This is a genomic window from Gramella jeungdoensis, from assembly GCF_023805255.1.
Classification (GTDB): domain Bacteria; phylum Bacteroidota; class Bacteroidia; order Flavobacteriales; family Flavobacteriaceae; genus Christiangramia; species Christiangramia jeungdoensis.
The window spans coordinates 327740-346082 of record NZ_JAMSCK010000003.1; the positions used below are offsets into that span (position 1 = coordinate 327740).

Consider the following 18343-nt stretch of genomic DNA (forward strand, 5'->3'; position numbering starts at 1 on the left):
TAGCCTTGCACTTACCCTACACTATTTAATCACAGAATTTATATGCCCACACTCAACTGGATTGGTAAAGACAAAATAGTTAACCATCATCAAAAAGTTCCATTTAAAATTTTAGAAAAAAAGTATACTTATAGTAAAGGTACTGAGACTATTGATGGTGAGAGTAAAAACAAAGTAATTCACGGTGATAATCTTGAAGCTCTTAAAAGTTTGTTGCCAGAGTATGAAGGAAAAGTAGATTGTATTTACATAGATCCTCCGTATAATACTGGTAATGAGGGTTGGGCTTATAACGATAACGTTAGTCATCCAAGACTAAAAAAATGGTTAGGTGAAGTAGTAGGTAAAGAAAGTGAGGATCTTACTAGACATGATAAGTGGCTGTGTATGATGTACCCAAGACTTAAGCTTCTACATAAGCTCTTATCACCAGAAGGATTTATATTCGTAAGCTTGGATGATAATGAAATTCATTCTTTAAAATTCATGTTAACTGAAATCTTTGGAGAAAAAAATTTCCAGGCTGAAATAATTGTTCAAGCCAATAAAAGGGGGCAAACATACAAAGATCTAGCGAAAACCCATGAGTATTTAATGTGCTTTGCAAAATCTCCAAGTGCAAAAATAAATGGACTTCCTGGGGGAGCTGATTTATTTCCCTATGAAGATTCTCATGGAAGATACTCTATAAGAGAACTTAGAAACAGAAATCCTAAATTTGGAAGGTTTAACCGTCCTAACCTCTATTATCCTATATATATTAATAAGGATTTACCAGATAAGCACGGTTTCTGTCCGACATCCTTAAAAAAAGATGAAAACTTTAATATTGAGGTTCTACCATTAAATAGTAAAAATGAAGAAAGTTGTTGGAGATGGGGTACAAAAAAATTTGAAGATAATGTTGTTTCCCAAAATGATAAATCAACAATTTTTGGCAAGCCCAAACAAGATGGAAGCTGGGGTATTTACGAAAAATATAGAAAAGGTACAGTAAAAGCAAAAACCATTTGGACTGAGACAGAATTTATAAGTGAGCAAGGTACTACTATGCTCAATAAATTAGGTCTGAGCCAAAAATTCCAATTTCCAAAACCTGTTGAATTGGTAAAAAGAGTAATTCAATTATCTACTAATTCAAATTCCATTGTTCTTGATTCTTTTGCAGGATCAGGAAGTACTGGACAAGCCACATTAGAATTAAACAAACAGGATGGTGGTGACAGGAGTTTTATTTTAATTGAAATGGAGGAATATGCAAATAATGTGACATCCGAAAGGATTAAACGAGTTATTAAAGGTTACGGTAGTGGTTCAAAAAAAATTGAAAAAACGGATGGAAGTTTTAGTTACTATGAACTTGGCAAACCCTTATTTGACGAAAATGGGCTACTAAATAAGGATATTGATGAAAATGAAATAAAGAAATATATATGGTTTTCGGAAACAAAACAAAAATATATTCAGGCCAAAGAACCATATCACTTAGGGTGTTGGAATAGCACAGCATATTATTTCTATTATGACAAAAAGAAACAAACTACATTAGATGAATCTTTCCTTAGAAGTATTAAAATCAAAGCAGAACAATATATTATTTATGCGGATAACAGCCTACTCGATAAAAAGCTCATGGATAAGTATCATATTGTCTTTAAAAAAATACCAAGGGATATAACTAGATTCTAAATAAATTATATGGAATTAAAACCTTATCAGCAGCAGGTAATTAATGATTTAGAGGAGTTTCTTCTATTCCTGGAAAAGCACCAATCACCAAATAAAGCATTCAATAATTACTGGAAAGAAAAAATTGGTGATTACCAATTAAAACTTGATGGTAGCTCTGTAGGAATGAGGCCCTATATAGATAATATTCCTGGTGCAGTTCATATTGCTATGAAAGTTCCTACAGCTGGAGGAAAAACTTTTATAGCCTGCAATGCTCTACATAGTATTAATAAATATTTTAATCAAGGCAATCCAAAGGCAGTGGTATGGTTGGTTCCCTGGTCTAATTTATTACAGCAAACAGTTACAAACTTATCTTCTCCAGATCATCCTTACAGAGCAAAATTGAACAGCCTTTTTAATGGAAGGGTTGAAGTTTATGAAAAAGATGAATTACTTCAGGGGGCTAATTTTAATCCAGCTTCAGTAACTGAACAACTGAACATTTTCGTATTCAACTTTAGTAGTCTAAGAATCAATTCCAGGAAGAAAGATGACAGGAAGGTTTATCAAGAGAATGGACAATTAGAATCATTCAAAGACTTAATTGATCCTGAGTTATTACTGCCAGAAACTGATGAAACTGCATTAATAAATATTATTAGAAGTTTGAATCCCGTGGTGATTGTTGATGAAAGCCACAATGCAGAAAGTGATCTAAGTGTTGAAATGCTTAATAACCTCAACCCATCTCTTGTATTGGACCTGACTGCAACCCCAAAGGAAAACAGTAACATCATCAGTTTTGTCAATGCAATGGCTTTGAAAAAGGAGCATATGGTGAAGTTACCAGTAGTAGTTTATAACCATCATAAAAAGGAAGAGGTAATTACTAGTGCATTACAACTTCAAAGAAAGCTAGAGTTATTGGCTGAAGAAGAGGAAAAAATGACAGGTAAATATATCAGGCCAATAATTCTGTTTCAGGCTCAATCAAATATCAAAGGTAAGAATAACACCACCTTCCAAAAGATTAAAGAAAAGCTGGTCAGCTTAAAAATCCCTGAAGAGCAAATCAAAATAAAAGTTAGTGGTACAGATGAGTTAAAGGATATTAACCTTATGTCCAAGGATTGTCCAGTAAGATATATTATTACCGTAAATGCACTAAAGGAAGGATGGGATTGTCCTAATGCTTACATCTTAGCTTCACTCGCAGATAAATCTTCTGCTGTAGATGTTGAACAAATTTTAGGAAGAATTCTAAGGCAACCTTATGTGACCAGGCATCAAAGCCCTCTATTGAATCTTTCATTTGTTTTAACCGCATCTTCTAAATTCAATGAGACATTGGATCATGTTGTAAATGGCCTACAAGAAGCAGGATTTAGTAAAGATGACTACTATGCTGAAGAAGCACCTGAGGAAGAGCTAACCACAGATGAAATCCTTCAGAAAGACTTATTTGATGAAGAACCAGATAAAAAGTCCGATGAAGACTTTAATTTAGAAGAAATTGAATTTGATCCTGAAAGTACTGAGCCTGTAATTATTGAAAATGATAAACCTTCCATAGTAGATACAATTACTGAAAAAGCTGAAAAGGAAGGAAAGGAGTATGAAGCTAAGGTTAATGATATTGATATTGACAACACTACTAATTTTTTTACTGAAGTGAGCAAAACCCAACCAAAATATTACTCCATTGATTCAAGATACAGGGAGGTTGTAAAGGATTTAAAACTTCCTCAGTTTTTCAGGGTAATTGACCAGGATGAGATCCATGAGAATATTTTATTTGAAGAGCTAGCTGAATACGATAGATTCCTTAATAAGACCAATCTTTTAGATGGCTTCAACCTGGCAAATCAAAACTCCAATATTGATTTTGATGCTGTAGATGCTGATATCTACACTGTAGATTTTGATGAACATAAGAGACAGGCTACAGTAAACCACATCAAAGAAAGAACTAAAAAAGCCCTTTTAAACAACATACTCTCTAAGCCAAAGGATAAACAGATTTCAGAGGTAAGTGCTCATATAGTTTCAAAGTTAGGTGATATGACACCTATTTCTGAACAGGAGCTGAGAAAATATGTAGGTAGAGTATTCGATAACTTCTCAACAGATCAGATAAGAGATATAATTGATAATCCATTTAATTATGTTCAAAAGATCAAACAGAAGATTAACTCATTGACTCAGGAATATGCCAAAGATAGGTTCCAAGTTCTTCTGGATGCTAATGAAATAAAAGTTAAAGAGAGCTTTCAGTTCCCGGAAACTATTATGCCATACAACCCTAGCACCTCTATCACCAAGTCATTATATGACAGGGAAGACTCCATGAACAATTATGAGCAGAATATGATTATGGAGATAGCAGGTTTAAATAATATAGTTTTTTGGCATAGAAATCTCTCCAGAGGAAAAGGATTCTTCCTAAATGGTTTTGAAAGCAATCATTATCCTGATTTTATTATTTATACGAAAAAAGGAAATGTAATTCTGATAGAAACTAAAGGTGATGATAGGGACAATGATGATAGTAGAGATAAGAATAGACTAGGAAAAGTCTGGGCTAATAAGGCAGGTGAGAACTATAAGTATTTTATGGTGTTTCAGAGTAAAGATGTGGAAGACACCTATACAGCAAAAAGTATAATCGAAGTCTTAAAACTACTTTAAAAAATTATTAACAGTGTTTGTTCACAAAAATGTGAACAAATAATATATATTTGCATAACATTTATGACGGTTTCTTTTGAAAAAGAATATCTAAAGGATCTATATGAAGGGAATACAAGAAAGTATAAGGAATATAAATCCAATCCCCAATTGGTGAAGCAGTACGTCAAAACCGTAAACAAACTCAAAAATATAACCAGAATAGAACAACTTTATCAGATATCTAGTTTAAATTATGAGAAAAAGGAAGGTAATTTAAATGGTAAAAGTGCTGTCTGGATTAACAAACAGTATAGGATTATATTCCAAGAATCATCATCAGATAACTCAGAAATAATTGATATTCTAGAACTGGAGGAACTAAGCAAACATTATCAGTAATGGCAACAGCAAATAATATAACCCCCTATTTAGCTACTCATCCCGGAGAAATCATTAAGGATGAACTGGATGCTAATTCTATTACCCAAGCAGATTTTTCTAAACTTAGCGGAATAAAAAGAAGTCAGCTTAATGAAATAATTAAAGGAAAAAGAAATATTAATGCAGAGTTGGCTATTCTTTTGGAAAAAATTCTTGGCGTGGATGCCGAATATTGGATGGAAGCCCAAAAAAACTATGAATTAGATTTAGCTCGTATAAAAGCTAAAGAAAGCAAAAGATTAGAGGCTATCGAAAAATTTAATTTTATTAAAGATAAAATAGCTTATAAGTTCCTGAAAAAAGAAAAAGTAATTTCTGGAGATCCAATTGAAGATATAGAAAAGATTCAAAATATTTATGAAATTGAGCATTTTGAAGAGCTGGCAACTTTAGGGGTCCAACCTGCCTATACAAGATTTAGGAAGTCTCCCAAATTAAAAATTGATCCTATCAATATTATTGGTTGGACAAAATTAGTGCAATACCAAGCATCTAAAATTCACGTAGGTGAATTCAATTATGAGAAATCTGATGATTTAATTAGACACTTGAGATTAATTATTAATGAAAACAACAACACTTTAGAAAAAGTTCAGAATTGTCTAAAAGAATTTGGTATTAAATTAATTTATCAACCTAAAGGAGAAAAAACTCCAGTTGATGGAGTATCTTTTTGGAGCGAGGGTAATCCTGCAATAGGAATGTCTTTAAGACACAAAAGGATTGACAATTTTGCTTTCACTTTATTTCATGAACTAGGTCATGTCTTTAAACATCTTTTGAATAACAATGAGGCACAATTCATTGATCTAGATCCTAAACAGGAGTCAAAAGAATATAAAAATAGTATTGAAGAAAAAGAAGCAAATAAATTTGCTGAAGAAAACCTTATTACCCAAAAAGAATGGGAACAATATTTAGAGCTATATGAATCAAATCCTTTTCTTGATGAAAATATTATTTCATTCGCAGAAAAGATTAATATTCACCCGTATATTCTCAGAGGGAGAATCTGTCATAAGTTAGAATCTTACAAACACAAAACTTCAATCAGTAAAAAAATTAATTAGAATTTTATTCAAGGTGAGTAGAACTACATGAATTAAATAGTTGCGCTCATCAGAGTATGATGAGCGCATTCTTCAACTCAAAAACCAGCGATAATCTGAATTACCACTGATTGCTTTTGAGAGCCCTTGAGCAATTTCAAAGGCATTCACCCCTCTATCAAGGAAAGTATCTATATATGAGCTCTTATTTGCTCCTGTGAATAGATTATATACCCTCCATAAGTTAATATCACCATTTTCATCCCTACAAAAGCTTGAATCTTTGTAATAGTCTTTTGCAACAGTGGAAAAATGATTGTCTGTTAAATCCAATTTTGGAATATTTGCTTTTTCCTTCTTGGAGAGAAAATGATATAATCTCATTTTTCCTAACATCTGAGCAAACTGACTTTCAGTTAGGTAATAATTTCTCATATCACTCAGTTCCTGATATTGATTCTCCATATCAAATTGTGAAACGACTTCACTGATTTTCTGACTTAATTCCTTATATGAAGATGACTTTAATTCTCCTGCAAATCCATCTGAGGAAATACATAAATTACAACAAACCAAGTTTTGAAAGCCAATAAAGAACTTAAATTTCTCTAAGCTCTTCTTGCTATACAAATTTTCATTGTTGTATGCTCTAACCCCTCCAAAGCACAAAGCTATTTCATGATCTCCAATTTTTCTTGTAATACCAGGAATTAGACAGGAAAAAGCCATTCTTTCATAATAAATTGTCTTTTGGTAGGGTAGTAAATCTTTTGTAGGAATATGTATTGCATCAGGTGTTCTTCCCTTTATCATATGAGAAACCCTGACTTCAGGATTATCAATATTTTCATTTGGAAAATGTTTTGATACTACTTCTAAAGCAGAGTTAATGAATTCCTGATGTGCAATTGTTTGTTCATTATCCTTTGCAAAAACAGGTATGATACAATCCTTTTCTAAATGAGAAAGGCTAACCTTATCTGTGTTAGCCTTTATGAAATTAGTAGAATTAATAGAGGTCTCACCTAACTTCCCTGTACAAGGAAGTTCAGTGACTTCATTTCTGTTTCTTTGTTCAGTTCTATTTTCAATTGTTTGTAGTTCCATTTTGTGTATGTTTTTGATTAGTTAATTGCTCCAGTAATTTCTTTTGATCAATAAAATCTTGCTGGCATTGTTTAGATAGGTCCTGGTTCTCTCTGAACAGAGAGGTTAACTGTTCAATTGTTGAACATGATTCTACCTTTGATTTTAATTCTGAAAGTGTAAGAGAGTTTTCACACCACCTTTTAATCTGTCTGCCTATTGAGGAATTAATTTTGAATTCAGGTTTATCTATAAACAAGCCTGTTCTATCCTTGGAGGCTATGACCTGATGTTTAATATTAATATCAAAGACCAAGGTAAATTCATAATCCATCCCATCCCTCTGGATAGCTTTTAATCCAACCTTTTCAGGTACATATTTGCCATCTCTTTGATTAAGTACATAATCTTGTTTTGTCCTAATAGTTGAAATAATATGACAGGAAGATTGAAGAATTGCATTAGTGAATTCTTTCTGTCTTGGTGTAACCTTATTCCAATTAGCAAAGCTGTTACCAGGCAATGAAGAATGATATTCAAGTAAAAACTCCCAACAATGAGTTATACTATCAATAATGATCACTTCCATACCCTCACTTTCACAAATACCAATAGCTTTCCTGTACCTTTCAGGTGAGAATGGTGGTTGAAGAGATAGCACCTTGTAATTTCCTAAGTGTGCATACAGGTCTGATGAATTATTTTCAGTATCAATTACAGCTACTTTAGAAAAATCACCTCCAATTAACCCATGAGCAAGTAATAAAGCTGAATAGGTTTTTCCTGAACCAGATGGTCCCTGTAAAGCCATTTTTATCTTGGCTCTACTTCTTTTTGATTGTCTAAGTTTCATAAGATTAGTTTTTAGTTTATAAGTGGAAATAAAAAAGCCCACGCGCTAGCGTGGGCCAAAATTATGCTTCAGTTATAATTAGTATAATTCTATTGGCTCTTCAATTAGTTTACGATTAACTAGATCTAAATCATGACTATCAAATTCTTTCAGATAAGACATGGTTACAAGAACACTAGAATGACCCATAGATGCTGATATTTTTTCCACAGATACTCCTTCGTGATATAGTAAAGTAGCATATGTATGTCTTGCTACATAACTAGTTAATTGCTTATCTATTTCAGCTAAATGGCCTATTTCTTTAAGTTGTAGATTATAATTCCTTAAAGTCTTATGCTTTCTATATTTTACCTGTTTTGGTGTTAGATTTTCTTTTAATAAAATTGGAAAAACATAATTAGTTGATGAATGTGTTTTTTTGAAAAAATCAAGAATATCCTTTACTGGATCCAAAACTTCAATTATAAAGGGCTGTTTAGTTTTCTTTCTTGTATAATGAATTTTTCCATCATAAATATCCTCCCATTTCAAACTCATCATATCAATCCAGTTCATTCCTCTACAGTAATAAGAGAACATGAATAATTTGTGGGCTTGAACCAAATGTTCATTTTTACTTAAATCAACATTAATAAACCTATTAAGTTCATCTTTATTTAAAGCAATCTTTCTACTCTTCCCCTTAAGTTTAGATATTTTGTACTTTCTGAAAGGGTAGAAAGAGTAATCTACTATATCCTCATTAATAGCATTATTATATAATGCCCTGAGGTGTCTCATTTTAAATGCAATTCCTCCCTCTGTATGATTTTGATTTCTGAGATAGAATTCAAAGCTTTTCAGAAAATTGAAATCAACTTCCTTGAATTGAAGGTTTTTACTTGTGAATTTAAACAGGGAAGATTGAAGGTCTTTATATGGTTGAGCTGCACCATATCTACCTGTGGTCTCAAAATCATCAATTAGTTTGGTTAAATATGAGTTTACATTTTTCCTTTCTTTATTTTCTCCTCTAAACTTCTTCTCAAATAACTTTAAGGTGAAGTTCATATTATTATTAATTGTGAAGTCTTCTATTACTTTTAAGGCTCTATCCTCTAGATTAAGTAAAACCCTATTCTTCTTTTGATAATTCCTGGATCTTTTATTGAACCTATTTTTATCTGAATCCCATTCTTCATCTTTAGCTTTAAAACCAAGTGAAATTAATTTCGTTTTTCTGTCTTTGGTAATTCTAAGTACTACAGGTTTATTATTATTAATGTCAGGTTTATTTCTAAGATATATTTTTATTGTGGCTTTCATTATCTCTGGTTTAGTTAGTGTTACAAAATCCATATATAATATGTTTGGATTTCGTCACTATTAGTTATTAATCAGTTTTATAAAATTTTTCTGAAGTAAGTTTCTTATCCTCTGTTTGGTTTGGAGTAAATCATTTTCAATTAAAAGGCTATGAAAGGCATTCGTGTATCTACTCCTTGTCTGTCTATTATTAAAGGTTGACCAAAAGTGAGGATTACTAAATTGAATTAGCTTATTATATTGTTCTGTAGGTAGTGCATTAAATTGATCAACTATCTGAAGTTCATCAAATCTTTTCATGCTTTTAATGAATAACTTTCTATAGGTGTTTTTCCTATATAAATCTCTTACTGTATAAATGCCCAATTCATGGATTCCCTTGCTTTTGAATCTTATTTCAAACCTTAATATATTCTCATGTTTAGGACGTTTATATTGCTTGGCTTTATCATAAACCTTTATATCGTAATTTGAGTGTGTGAACTCTTTATAGCACATAGTAGAATTTCTTCTATACCTACTAGGATCTTTAAATTTGTGCATCAACAAATTCTTTGTGATAATTGATTGTGCTTCTTCTCTTGTATATAGATTAAAACCAAACTCAAGTCGTGTTAGCTTTCCATCTGGTAACTTAGGGAAGAAATGTTTCAGATAATTTAGATTATCCAATGTCTGACTGAAAGTCAACTCATTGTAATTATGCTCTCTTCCTGTAAGTCGAAGATTATGAAGTTTATGTATTGAATTTTGAATAACACTGCTGTTCTCATAACAGTTTATATTCATATTTTGAATCTTCCCTTTTAATGGATAGGATCTTTTTTCCTCAGTAAATGAATCAATTGTTTGATTGACAGAAGCAATTTTATGTCTGTTAATTGAAGGCTCAGGTAGGTTTTGAAGCAATAAAATATTATCCTCTAATTCATACTTCTCCTTATTCCTGAACTGAATATTTACAAAATCTATCATGACCTGGAGATTTTGTTATTATCATTCAGGTAGTTTTCTACCTCATCCTCTAATTCACAAGTGGATTGAACTTTCCCTTTCTTAATCCATTCATGTAAATCAGCTTTAAAGAAGAAAATCTTTTTGCCACCAGGCTGATAAAATTTAATTTCTCCTTTACTGGTGAGTTTATAAAGTGCTGATTTAGATAACCTCATGTACTTTGAGGCTTCATTCAGATCAAGGAATTCTTTTGTATTTAAGATATGTTCCTCAATCTTACTTTCTATTTGTTCAAGTTTTTTATGGATATTTTCCATCATGAAATTATATGATGGATATGCGCATATCTCAGTTAAACACTGTTTCAAATAAAGCGCACAAAAAACCCTTCATTTCAAATATGTAAGGAAGGGTTAAGATTAAGTGTAAGGTAAAGTGTAAGCTATACTGAATAATGATCTCTCAAGTCTTCTATTATTTCATCAATTTTATGTTTCCATAATCCAGATTCCTTATTTTTTCTTGAAAGAGCAGTATACAAATCTTGCTTTTTAATTGGTTTATTCTGCTTATTGTAAAATGCTTTGCTTTTCTCTATTGACTTTGGATTCAAATTATGAAAAAACACTCCTATCGATTCCAAATAGTAAGCTACTTGATAATTAGGCTGGATAAATCTTATAGTGGCAGAAGGCTTAGGAGAGGTAAGTACATCAATGAAATCCTTTTCACTTACCTGAACATCATCTATTAGGTTTATTATTGATGTTTCTGTATGTAATTTCTGGAAAAAAGAGGTTTTAAGATCTTTAACCTGGAAATAGCTTTCATTAGGATTGACAGGTTTAAGTACTGTAAATATTGGATGGTATGAAATTATTGAAGAAAATTCTTTTGAGAACCTATAAATAACTTTTATCAGTTCATCTTCTACAATATTTATATATACATCTTCCCTGTCTTTACTCTCAATTTCCTCATATATCAACTTTAAATCATCCAATATGACTTTTAAAGCATTCTTGGAGTTATGGGCTTTAAGACTATTGATCTGCTGAAATAAATTCTGCCTTTCTTCTTTAAGCTGAATTTTAAAAAATTCTTCTCTGTCTATTGAATCTACAGTGAAGGTTGGGTCATTCCCATCAATTACCATTTCCTCTTTTAGATAATAGTCATAAGGGGAATTCAAATAGGTATAGCCATTTTTCTCAAAGTATTCATTACCCAGAAAACTATTCTTTAGTTCCTGGATTTTATCCTCAAAGGCTAATTGAAAGTAAAATTCCAATATTGGATTTTGCATTCCTGTGGGAGATGTTTGACCTATGTTTAACCCAAACATAATAAAAAAAGCCCGACATTTCTGTCAGGCTTTAGTTTTAAAGGCTCCTCAGGTTGGGCTCGAACCAACGACCCTCTGATTAACAGTCAGATGCTCTAACCAACTGAGCTACTGAGGAAGGTTTTGCTTTAAAAGCGGTTGCAAATATAAATCAATTTTTAAATGCTGTCAAAAGATTTTTTTAATTTTTTTGATCTAATTTTTAATTGTATTTCTACTACTCAAAAAGCCAGCGATATATGTCATTTCCGTTTGCATATAAAACCAATGCAATAAGGAGAAAGAAGCCTACCATCTGGGCAATTTCCATAAATTTATCGTTAGGTTTTCTTCCGGTCACCATTTCATAAAGCAGGAACATTACATGGCCTCCATCCAATGCAGGTATTGGCAAAATATTCATAAATGCAAGGATGATAGAAAGCAAGGCCGTGGTGTGCCAGAATCCGGCCCAGTTCCAGGTATCGGGAAACAATCCGCCAATGGCTCCAAATCCTCCTAGCTGTGAAGCTCCTTTTTTGCTGAATACATACTTGAACTGATACACATAATCTCTAAGCGTCCAGTATCCATAATCAAAGCCTTTGCTTATGCTTTCTGCAAAGCCAAAGGTCTTTCTTTTTATCTCTATCCCGGTAACCGGCGCGATTCCAAGTTTTCCGTCTTCATCTGGCTGTACTTTTGTGCTTAGAATCTCCCCATCCCTCTTGTAAACAACTTCGATCTCTTTCTGCTTATTTTCAGTTGAAATTGGCGCGATCTCATGCCAGTACCCAATTTCCCTATTATTTAGAGAAATAATACTATCTCCCTTTTTGAGTCCGGCCTTGGCAGCTGCCATATTCTCCACTACAGTGTCCAGAACCGGATGGTTAATTGGCACAAAAGGCTGCATCACGCCCTGTTCGAACATCTGAACTCCTATTTCTTCAGGAATGTTGATGGTCTCCTCTTCTCCATTCTCGTGCAGCACCGTAATATTTCTCACATCTCTCATAAAGAGATGCTTGTTTATGTCCAGGCTGTTCTCAAATTCCTTTCCGTTAACCTGCAGAATCTTATCACCGTCTTCAAAACCATATTCCTTAAAAGAATCAACCACAGCAAAACCTTCAGGCATCTCTTCAGGTCCAACATAAGCCTTACCCCAAACGAACATGATCATCATATAGATAAGGAAACCCAGAATAAGGTTTACAGTAACACCTCCAAGCATTATAATAAGTCGCTGCCAGGCCGGCTTACTTCTGAACTCCCATTCCTTCGCCGGCTGAGCCATCTGCTCCTTGTCCATGCTCTCATCTATCATCCCCGAGATCTTCACATAACCTCCAAGGGGCAACCAGCCAATTCCGTAAACGGTATCACCTATCTTCTTTTTGAAAAGGGCAAACTTCACGTCAAAGAATAGAAAGAACTTCTCTACCCTGGTCTTAAAAAGTTTTGCCGGCACAAAATGACCAAGTTCATGAAGAACGATCAAAAGTGACAGGCTTAATATTAGTTGTATGGCTTTTACTAAAAATGGATCCATTAATTAATTTCAAATTTAAAATCGCACAAAAGTAAGTTTTTATGAGCTCCCAGAAAAGTTTATATTCTAACAGATTTCACCTTCTGAAATTTTTAGAAACTCAATTCGACTATTTGATAGTCAGACGCTAACTTTGCAGAAAAATAACTCTATGCTCAAGTTCTTTGCCAAATACAAAACCTTTGCCATAGTTTTCTTCATCCTCTCGGTAATCATCATTTATATCATTTACACCCTTAAAGTTCCTGAAGAAAGACTTCCTGTTTATCAACCAGATATGGTAAATGCTGAACTTGTAGATTCTACCGTGCAATATGTGAGAAAATATCATAAGATTGCCGATTTCAGGCTCATCAACCAGAATGGAGACACTATTACCCAGAATTATTATAAAGATAAGATCTATATAGCGGACTTTTTCTTCACAACCTGCCTAACCATTTGTCCCATTATGACCGATCATATGGTAAAGATCCAGGAAAAGATAAAGGATGACGAGAATGTTTTATTGCTTTCACATACCGTATTCCCTGTAGCAGATAGTGTTCCAGTACTTAAAAAATATGCTGTAGAAAAGGGTGTGATAGACGAAAAATGGAATCTGGTGACCGGTGATAAAAAGGAGATCTATGAGCTTGCAAGAAAATCTTACCTGGCCACAAAATCCACCGGTGATGGCGGACCATATGATATGATACATACCGAGAATTTTGTCCTGGTAGATAAGGACCGGCAAATCCGTGGGTTTTATGATGGTACTGACCCAGAGGCTATTGAACGTTTAATGCACGATCTAAAAGTGCTCAAGGCCGAATACAACTAAACTCTACTTTTTCCTTCTTTAACTTTTGTATTGGACTAAATTCCATTACTTTTGCCTTGTTTAAAATCAATCTAAATAAAAGTGAAGGTAACAGTTGCTAATCTTAGAAGGGGCCAGCGCGGGATAATAAAGGAGTTCTCGGCCGATATGGTTCCGTTGAAGCTACTTGAAATGGGTTGCCTTCCCGGGAACGAGGTAGAGCTTGTACAAACTGCACCATTCAAAGATCCTATGTATTTAAATATAAACGGTAGCCACCTGGCAATTAGAAAAGAAACAGCTCTGCTAATAGAAATTGAATTAATAGGCTAATATGGCTAAGCAAATTAATGTTGCTTTAATTGGAAATCCCAACACCGGCAAGACCTCAGTTTTTAATCAGTTAACAGGCCTTAACCAAAAGGTTGGTAACTATCCTGGAATCACCGTAGAAAAAAAAGAAGGTATCTGTAAATTACCACGGGGACTAAAGGCCCATATACTGGACCTTCCGGGAACCTATAGCCTTAATGCCTCATCCTTTGATGAAAATGTGGTAATTGAACTACTGCTAAATAAAAATGATAAGGATTTTCCCGACGTAGCCGTTGTAGTTAGTGACGTTGAAAATTTAAAACGAAATCTGCTGCTTTTTACCCAGATTAAGGATCTTGGAATCCCTACTATCCTTGTGATCAATATGGCCGACAGGATGGAACGTAAAGGGATCACCCTTGATGTTGAAGTACTTGAAGAACGGCTTAAAACCAAGATAGCACTGGTTAGCGCCAGGAAAAGAATGGGGATCGAATACCTTAAAGAGCTTATCATCAATTACCGCCATATTCCAATTGAACCCTGTGTTAATGCTTCAATCATAGATCCTGAGTATTTTGGTAATCTACGAAAGGCCTTCCCCAACCAGTCTCTTTATAAGCTATGGCTTGTTATCACACAGGATGTCAACTTTGGGAATATCAACAGAACCGAAATAAATAGTAATTCAGATTTTCATACCAAATCTACAAGCGACCTTAAAAGGCTTCAACAGAAAGAAACGATCCTGAGATATCAGTTCATCAATGGTGTACTGAGAGAATCCATGACCATAGATAAGAATGCAGCCACAGATTTGAGATCGAGGCTTGACAGGATACTCACCCACAAGGTTTGGGGATATTTGATCTTTTTCGGGATACTGTTGCTTATTTTCCAGGCGATCTACAGCTGGTCAAGCTACCCTATGGATATGATAGATGCCGCCTTTGCCTCCCTGAGCGAATGGACAAAAAGTACATTCCCTAATGGTCCCTTCACAAATTTAGTATCTGAAGGGATTATTCCCGGTTTGGGAGGTATTGTGATCTTCATTCCGCAAATCGCATTTCTGTTCCTCTTCATTTCCATACTTGAGGAATCGGGCTATATGAGCCGGGTCGTATTCCTTATGGACAGGATCATGAGAAGATTTGGTTTAAGCGGAAAAAGTGTGGTTCCCCTGGTATCGGGTACGGCCTGCGCTATTCCGGCAGTAATGGCCACCAGGAATATTGAACACTGGAAAGAAAGACTTATCACCATACTCGTAGTGCCTTTTACTACCTGTTCGGCAAGACTTCCAGTATATCTTATCATTATAGCCCTCGTGATACCAGACAAAGCATTTCTGGGCTTCAATTTACAGGGGATAACCCTGATGGTCCTTTATCTTCTGGGCTTTCTCATGGCGATTTTTTCGGCATGGGCACTCAATAAGATCATGAAGACAAGAACCAAAAGCTATTTCGTGATCGAAATGCCTAACTACAAGGTGCCAATGGTCAAGAATGTAGCTATAAATGTGGTTGAAAAAACCAAGTCTTTCGTGTTTGGAGCAGGGAAGATCATCCTCGCAATTTCAGTGATCCTATGGGTACTGGCCAGTTATGGACCCGGTGAGGATTTTGAAAATGCCGCAGAAATAGTCTCTTCAAAATACACTTCCGAAAGCAACATCTCTCAGGATGAAATAGAAGAAGAGATCGCATCCTATAAACTAAAGAATTCCTACATAGGAATCATGGGAAGAGGTATTGAGCCCGCAGTCGCACCATTGGGCTATGACTGGAAAATTGGGATCGCCATTATAAGTTCTTTCGCAGCAAGAGAGGTCTTTGTGGGTACTTTAGCTACTATCTACAGTGTGGGTAGTGATGAGGAAGAAACCATCAAAAACAGAATGGCAGCAGAGACCAATCCCGTACTGGGCGGGCCTTTATTCACGTTTGCCAGTGGAGTAAGCCTTCTCCTGTTCTATGCTTTCGCGATGCAGTGTATGAGCACCCTTGCAATCGTAAAACGGGAAACAAATACATGGAAATGGCCTATGCTTCAGTTAGTTATAATGAGTAGCTTTGCATATGTGGTCGCCCTTATCGCATTTCAGTTACTGAAATAGTAAGGAATGAAATTTCAAACGACTTAAAAAACATGGAAATCTTACAGGAAATACTGGTAATTATAACATTTCTGATAGCTTCCGGATATCTGTTTACCAAATTTATCTGGAAACCTTCCTTTTTAGGTGGTAAGAAAAAAACCGGCTCCTGTGGTGTATCGGATTGCGGTTGCGGTGATTAATTATTTTCCCCAGCTTCGGAAACCGTTAGCTCCACACTATATTCTTCCTGGCTTATCTTATAACCAGCTTCCGGATAAGGAGTCACAACAAACTTCCTGATATTAAGTTCTTCGGTATCGAAGAAATCGGCAATTGAAATATTAAATCCAGGTATGATCTCCGTTTCGCCTACCGATATATTAGATCCCGTTATGATCTTATCTCCCTTAAATTTCCCTTCATCATAGAATTCCACCAATACCTTCACTTCACCCGCCCATATACAGGTTACTCCTTTAGGGCATCTGGAATCTGAGATCACCTGTTTGATCTTAATGGTTTTTTCACCCAGCACCATATAGTCACCAAGGCAGAGAATAGAATGGTGAATCTTATTTTTTGATGTATCCTTATCCTGACCAAACATTAACACTGAATGGAACAAGGCAAATAAAATTATTGTGATTCTCATAAGGGTCTTTATTATAAAGACGACAACTTAATAATAAAGTTGCAGGTAATTCTACCCCAGACCCACATCCAGCGTCATCATGACCATAAAGCCTCCAATGAATCCCATGGTAGAAATATCGGTGAAATTACCCTGCTGAGCCTCGGGCACAACTTCTTCAACTACAACAAATATCATGGCTCCGGCTGCAAAGCATAATGCATAAGGAAGGATTGGCTGAAAAGTGAGAACGGCCCAAGCTCCTAACACAGCGGCCATCGGCTCAACGATCGCGGAAAGCTGCCCATAATTGAAACATTTCCAACGGCTAAGTCCCTGTCTTCTTAAAGGCATGGCTACAGCAAAACCTTCCGGGAAGTTCTGTAAACCGATCCCCAGGGCCAGGGCAACAGCCCCTCCAATACTAGCCCCTTCAAATCCGGCACTCACACCTCCAAATAGAACCCCTACTGCCAGTCCTTCCGGGATATTATGAAGTGTGATTGCAAGGGTAAGTAATACTGATTTATGCCAGGGAGTTTTAATCCCTTCCTTTTCACTCATTTTAAAATTTACGTGCAGGTGGGGCAATACCTTATCAAGGCCAAATATGAATAATGCTCCAAGTGCAAAGCCCACAACAGCAGGAACCACCTTTTCAAAACCTTCACCGGGACTCATTTCAATACCCGGTGCAAGCAAACTCCAGAAACTGGCAGCCACCATTACTCCCCCAGTAAACCCCAGCATTCCATCGAAAAAGGCTCGATTCATTCCTCTAAAAATAAAGACCAGAGAAGCCCCAAGAGCCGTAAGCCCCCAGGTAAATAAGGTGGCCAGGAAAGCTGCGTAAACAGGATCCAGTTGTTGAAAGTAATCTATAACCGTGTTCATTCTAAATTGTTTTAATAAATAGGTTTGTTGATATCTGGTGAGATATCCTTATTTCATTCTTTTCCATTTTGATAAGCATCGACTGATCAAAATCCTCTTTTTCTAAAACCTTAATTTCCTTACCAAGGGATATTCCATTCTTATCCAGATACTGCAGGAACTCTACAGATGAATCCTTTACTCCAACACATATTCCCGATTCCCCTTTTTTAAGTGCCGATAATAATATCCTGTCGGCTACTGTAAACTTACCATTAGCATCCGGAATTGGATCTCCATGAGGGTCCTTTTTGGGATAATCAAGGAATTTGTCCAGTTCGTTGGTAAGTTTTTCCGATTTTATATGTTCCAGCTGCTCGGCTACCTCATGTACCTCATCCCAGTTAAATCCGAGCTTTTCCACAAGGAAAACTTCCCAAAGCCTATGCTTGCGTATCACTTCAACCGCAGCCTTTTTTCCAGCATCGCTTAGCTTAACCCCCTGATATTTCTTATAGTTCACAAGGTCCTTATCTGAAAGCCTTTTTACCATATCGGTTACTGAAGAGGCCTTTGTCTGCATTTCCTCTGCCAGCGCATTTGTACTTACCCCACTTTTATAGGCGGTTTCAAGATGAAATATGGCTTTAAGGTAATTTTCTTCAGATAAGCTAAACATCCTTTAAATTTTATTTTCGCCA

At 35.2% G+C, this 18343-nt stretch carries 18 protein-coding genes and 1 tRNA gene; 8 read left to right on the plus strand and 11 right to left on the minus strand.

Going from position 1 to position 18343, the window contains the following annotated elements; translation table 11 throughout:
• Positions 1-42 precede the first annotated feature (42 nt).
• From NE848_RS09110 to NE848_RS09125, 4 genes are all read left to right on the plus strand, one after another.
• Positions 43-1689 carry a site-specific DNA-methyltransferase gene (locus tag NE848_RS09110; protein WP_252112702.1) on the plus strand — a complete coding sequence of 549 codons (1647 nt, stop codon included), beginning with the start codon at positions 43-45 and terminating at the stop codon, positions 1687-1689.
• Between the two features lie 9 nt (positions 1690-1698).
• Positions 1699-4362: a DEAD/DEAH box helicase gene (locus NE848_RS09115; RefSeq protein WP_252112704.1), complete on the plus strand. Its 2664-nt coding sequence runs from the start codon at positions 1699-1701 to the stop codon at positions 4360-4362.
• Positions 4363-4425: 63 nt separating this feature from the next.
• A complete protein-coding gene (locus NE848_RS09120) occupies positions 4426-4743 on the plus strand; it encodes a type II toxin-antitoxin system RelE/ParE family toxin (protein ID WP_252112706.1) in 318 nt (105 codons plus the stop codon).
• Positions 4743-5855 (plus strand): HigA family addiction module antitoxin, encoded by a 1113-nt coding sequence (locus NE848_RS09125; RefSeq protein WP_252112708.1) that lies wholly within the window; start codon positions 4743-4745, stop codon positions 5853-5855. The genes NE848_RS09120 and NE848_RS09125 overlap by 1 nt, the downstream gene beginning before the upstream one ends.
• Positions 5856-5927: 72 nt before the next feature.
• On the opposite strand, the gene NE848_RS09130 is transcribed toward NE848_RS09125, so the two are convergent.
• The 8 genes from NE848_RS09130 to rseP form a co-directional block, all read right to left on the minus strand.
• Positions 5928-6941: a DUF3871 family protein gene (locus NE848_RS09130; RefSeq protein WP_252112710.1), complete on the minus strand. Its 1014-nt coding sequence runs from the start codon at positions 6939-6941 to the stop codon at positions 5928-5930.
• Positions 6922-7773 (minus strand): AAA family ATPase, encoded by an 852-nt coding sequence (locus tag NE848_RS09135; protein ID WP_252112712.1) that lies wholly within the window; start codon positions 7771-7773, stop codon positions 6922-6924. Before NE848_RS09135 ends, NE848_RS09130 begins: the two co-directional genes overlap by 20 nt.
• 78 nt (positions 7774-7851) lie before the next feature.
• Positions 7852-9114 carry a site-specific integrase gene (locus tag NE848_RS09140; RefSeq protein WP_252112714.1) on the minus strand — a complete coding sequence of 421 codons (1263 nt, stop codon included), beginning with the start codon at positions 9112-9114 and terminating at the stop codon, positions 7852-7854.
• 27 nt (positions 9115-9141) lie between these two features.
• Positions 9142-10056 (minus strand): hypothetical protein, encoded by a 915-nt coding sequence (locus NE848_RS09145; RefSeq protein ID WP_252112716.1) that lies wholly within the window; start codon positions 10054-10056, stop codon positions 9142-9144.
• Positions 10053-10358, minus strand: coding sequence for a helix-turn-helix transcriptional regulator (locus NE848_RS09150; RefSeq protein WP_252112718.1), 306 nt, complete (start codon positions 10356-10358; stop codon positions 10053-10055). Before NE848_RS09150 ends, NE848_RS09145 begins: the two co-directional genes overlap by 4 nt.
• Before the next feature lie 122 nt (positions 10359-10480).
• Positions 10481-11344, minus strand: a complete 864-nt coding sequence (locus tag NE848_RS09155; RefSeq protein WP_252112720.1) for a hypothetical protein — start codon at positions 11342-11344, stop codon at positions 10481-10483.
• Between the two features lie 83 nt (positions 11345-11427).
• Positions 11428-11501, minus strand: a tRNA-Asn gene (locus NE848_RS09160).
• Positions 11502-11600: 99 nt separating this feature from the next.
• On the minus strand, positions 11601-12917 hold the full coding sequence (gene rseP / locus NE848_RS09165; protein WP_252112722.1) for an RIP metalloprotease RseP: 1317 nt from the start codon (positions 12915-12917) through the stop codon (positions 11601-11603).
• 151 nt (positions 12918-13068) lie between these two features.
• On the opposite strand from rseP, the gene NE848_RS09170 reads away from it, so the two are divergent.
• The 4 genes from NE848_RS09170 (at position 13069) to NE848_RS09185 (ending at position 16338) form a co-directional block, all read left to right on the plus strand.
• Positions 13069-13740, plus strand: coding sequence for an SCO family protein (locus tag NE848_RS09170; protein WP_252112724.1), 672 nt, complete (start codon positions 13069-13071; stop codon positions 13738-13740).
• A gap of 81 nt (positions 13741-13821) precedes the next feature.
• Positions 13822-14052, plus strand: a complete 231-nt coding sequence (locus NE848_RS09175) for a FeoA family protein (RefSeq protein WP_240097463.1) — start codon at positions 13822-13824, stop codon at positions 14050-14052.
• 1 nt (position 14053) lies between these two features.
• Positions 14054-16156, plus strand: a complete 2103-nt coding sequence (gene feoB / locus NE848_RS09180; protein ID WP_252112726.1) for a ferrous iron transport protein B — start codon at positions 14054-14056, stop codon at positions 16154-16156.
• A 32-nt stretch (positions 16157-16188) separates the two neighbouring features.
• Positions 16189-16338: a hypothetical protein gene (locus NE848_RS09185; RefSeq protein WP_252112728.1), complete on the plus strand. Its 150-nt coding sequence runs from the start codon at positions 16189-16191 to the stop codon at positions 16336-16338.
• On the opposite strand, the gene NE848_RS09190 is transcribed toward NE848_RS09185, so the two are convergent.
• Genes NE848_RS09190 through NE848_RS09200 form a run of 3 tightly spaced genes read right to left on the minus strand, consistent with a single transcriptional unit; the run spans position 16335 to position 18321 of the window.
• A complete protein-coding gene (locus NE848_RS09190; protein WP_252112730.1) occupies positions 16335-16790 on the minus strand; it encodes a hypothetical protein in 456 nt (151 codons plus the stop codon). The two genes, NE848_RS09185 and NE848_RS09190, sit on opposite strands and share 4 nt — an antisense overlap.
• A gap of 51 nt (positions 16791-16841) precedes the next feature.
• Positions 16842-17663 (minus strand): ZIP family metal transporter, encoded by an 822-nt coding sequence (locus tag NE848_RS09195; RefSeq protein WP_252112732.1) that lies wholly within the window; start codon positions 17661-17663, stop codon positions 16842-16844.
• A 1-nt stretch (position 17664) separates the two neighbouring features.
• Positions 17665-18321 (minus strand): metal-dependent transcriptional regulator, encoded by a 657-nt coding sequence (locus NE848_RS09200; RefSeq protein WP_252112734.1) that lies wholly within the window; start codon positions 18319-18321, stop codon positions 17665-17667.
• Between the last annotated feature and the right edge of the window lie 22 nt (positions 18322-18343).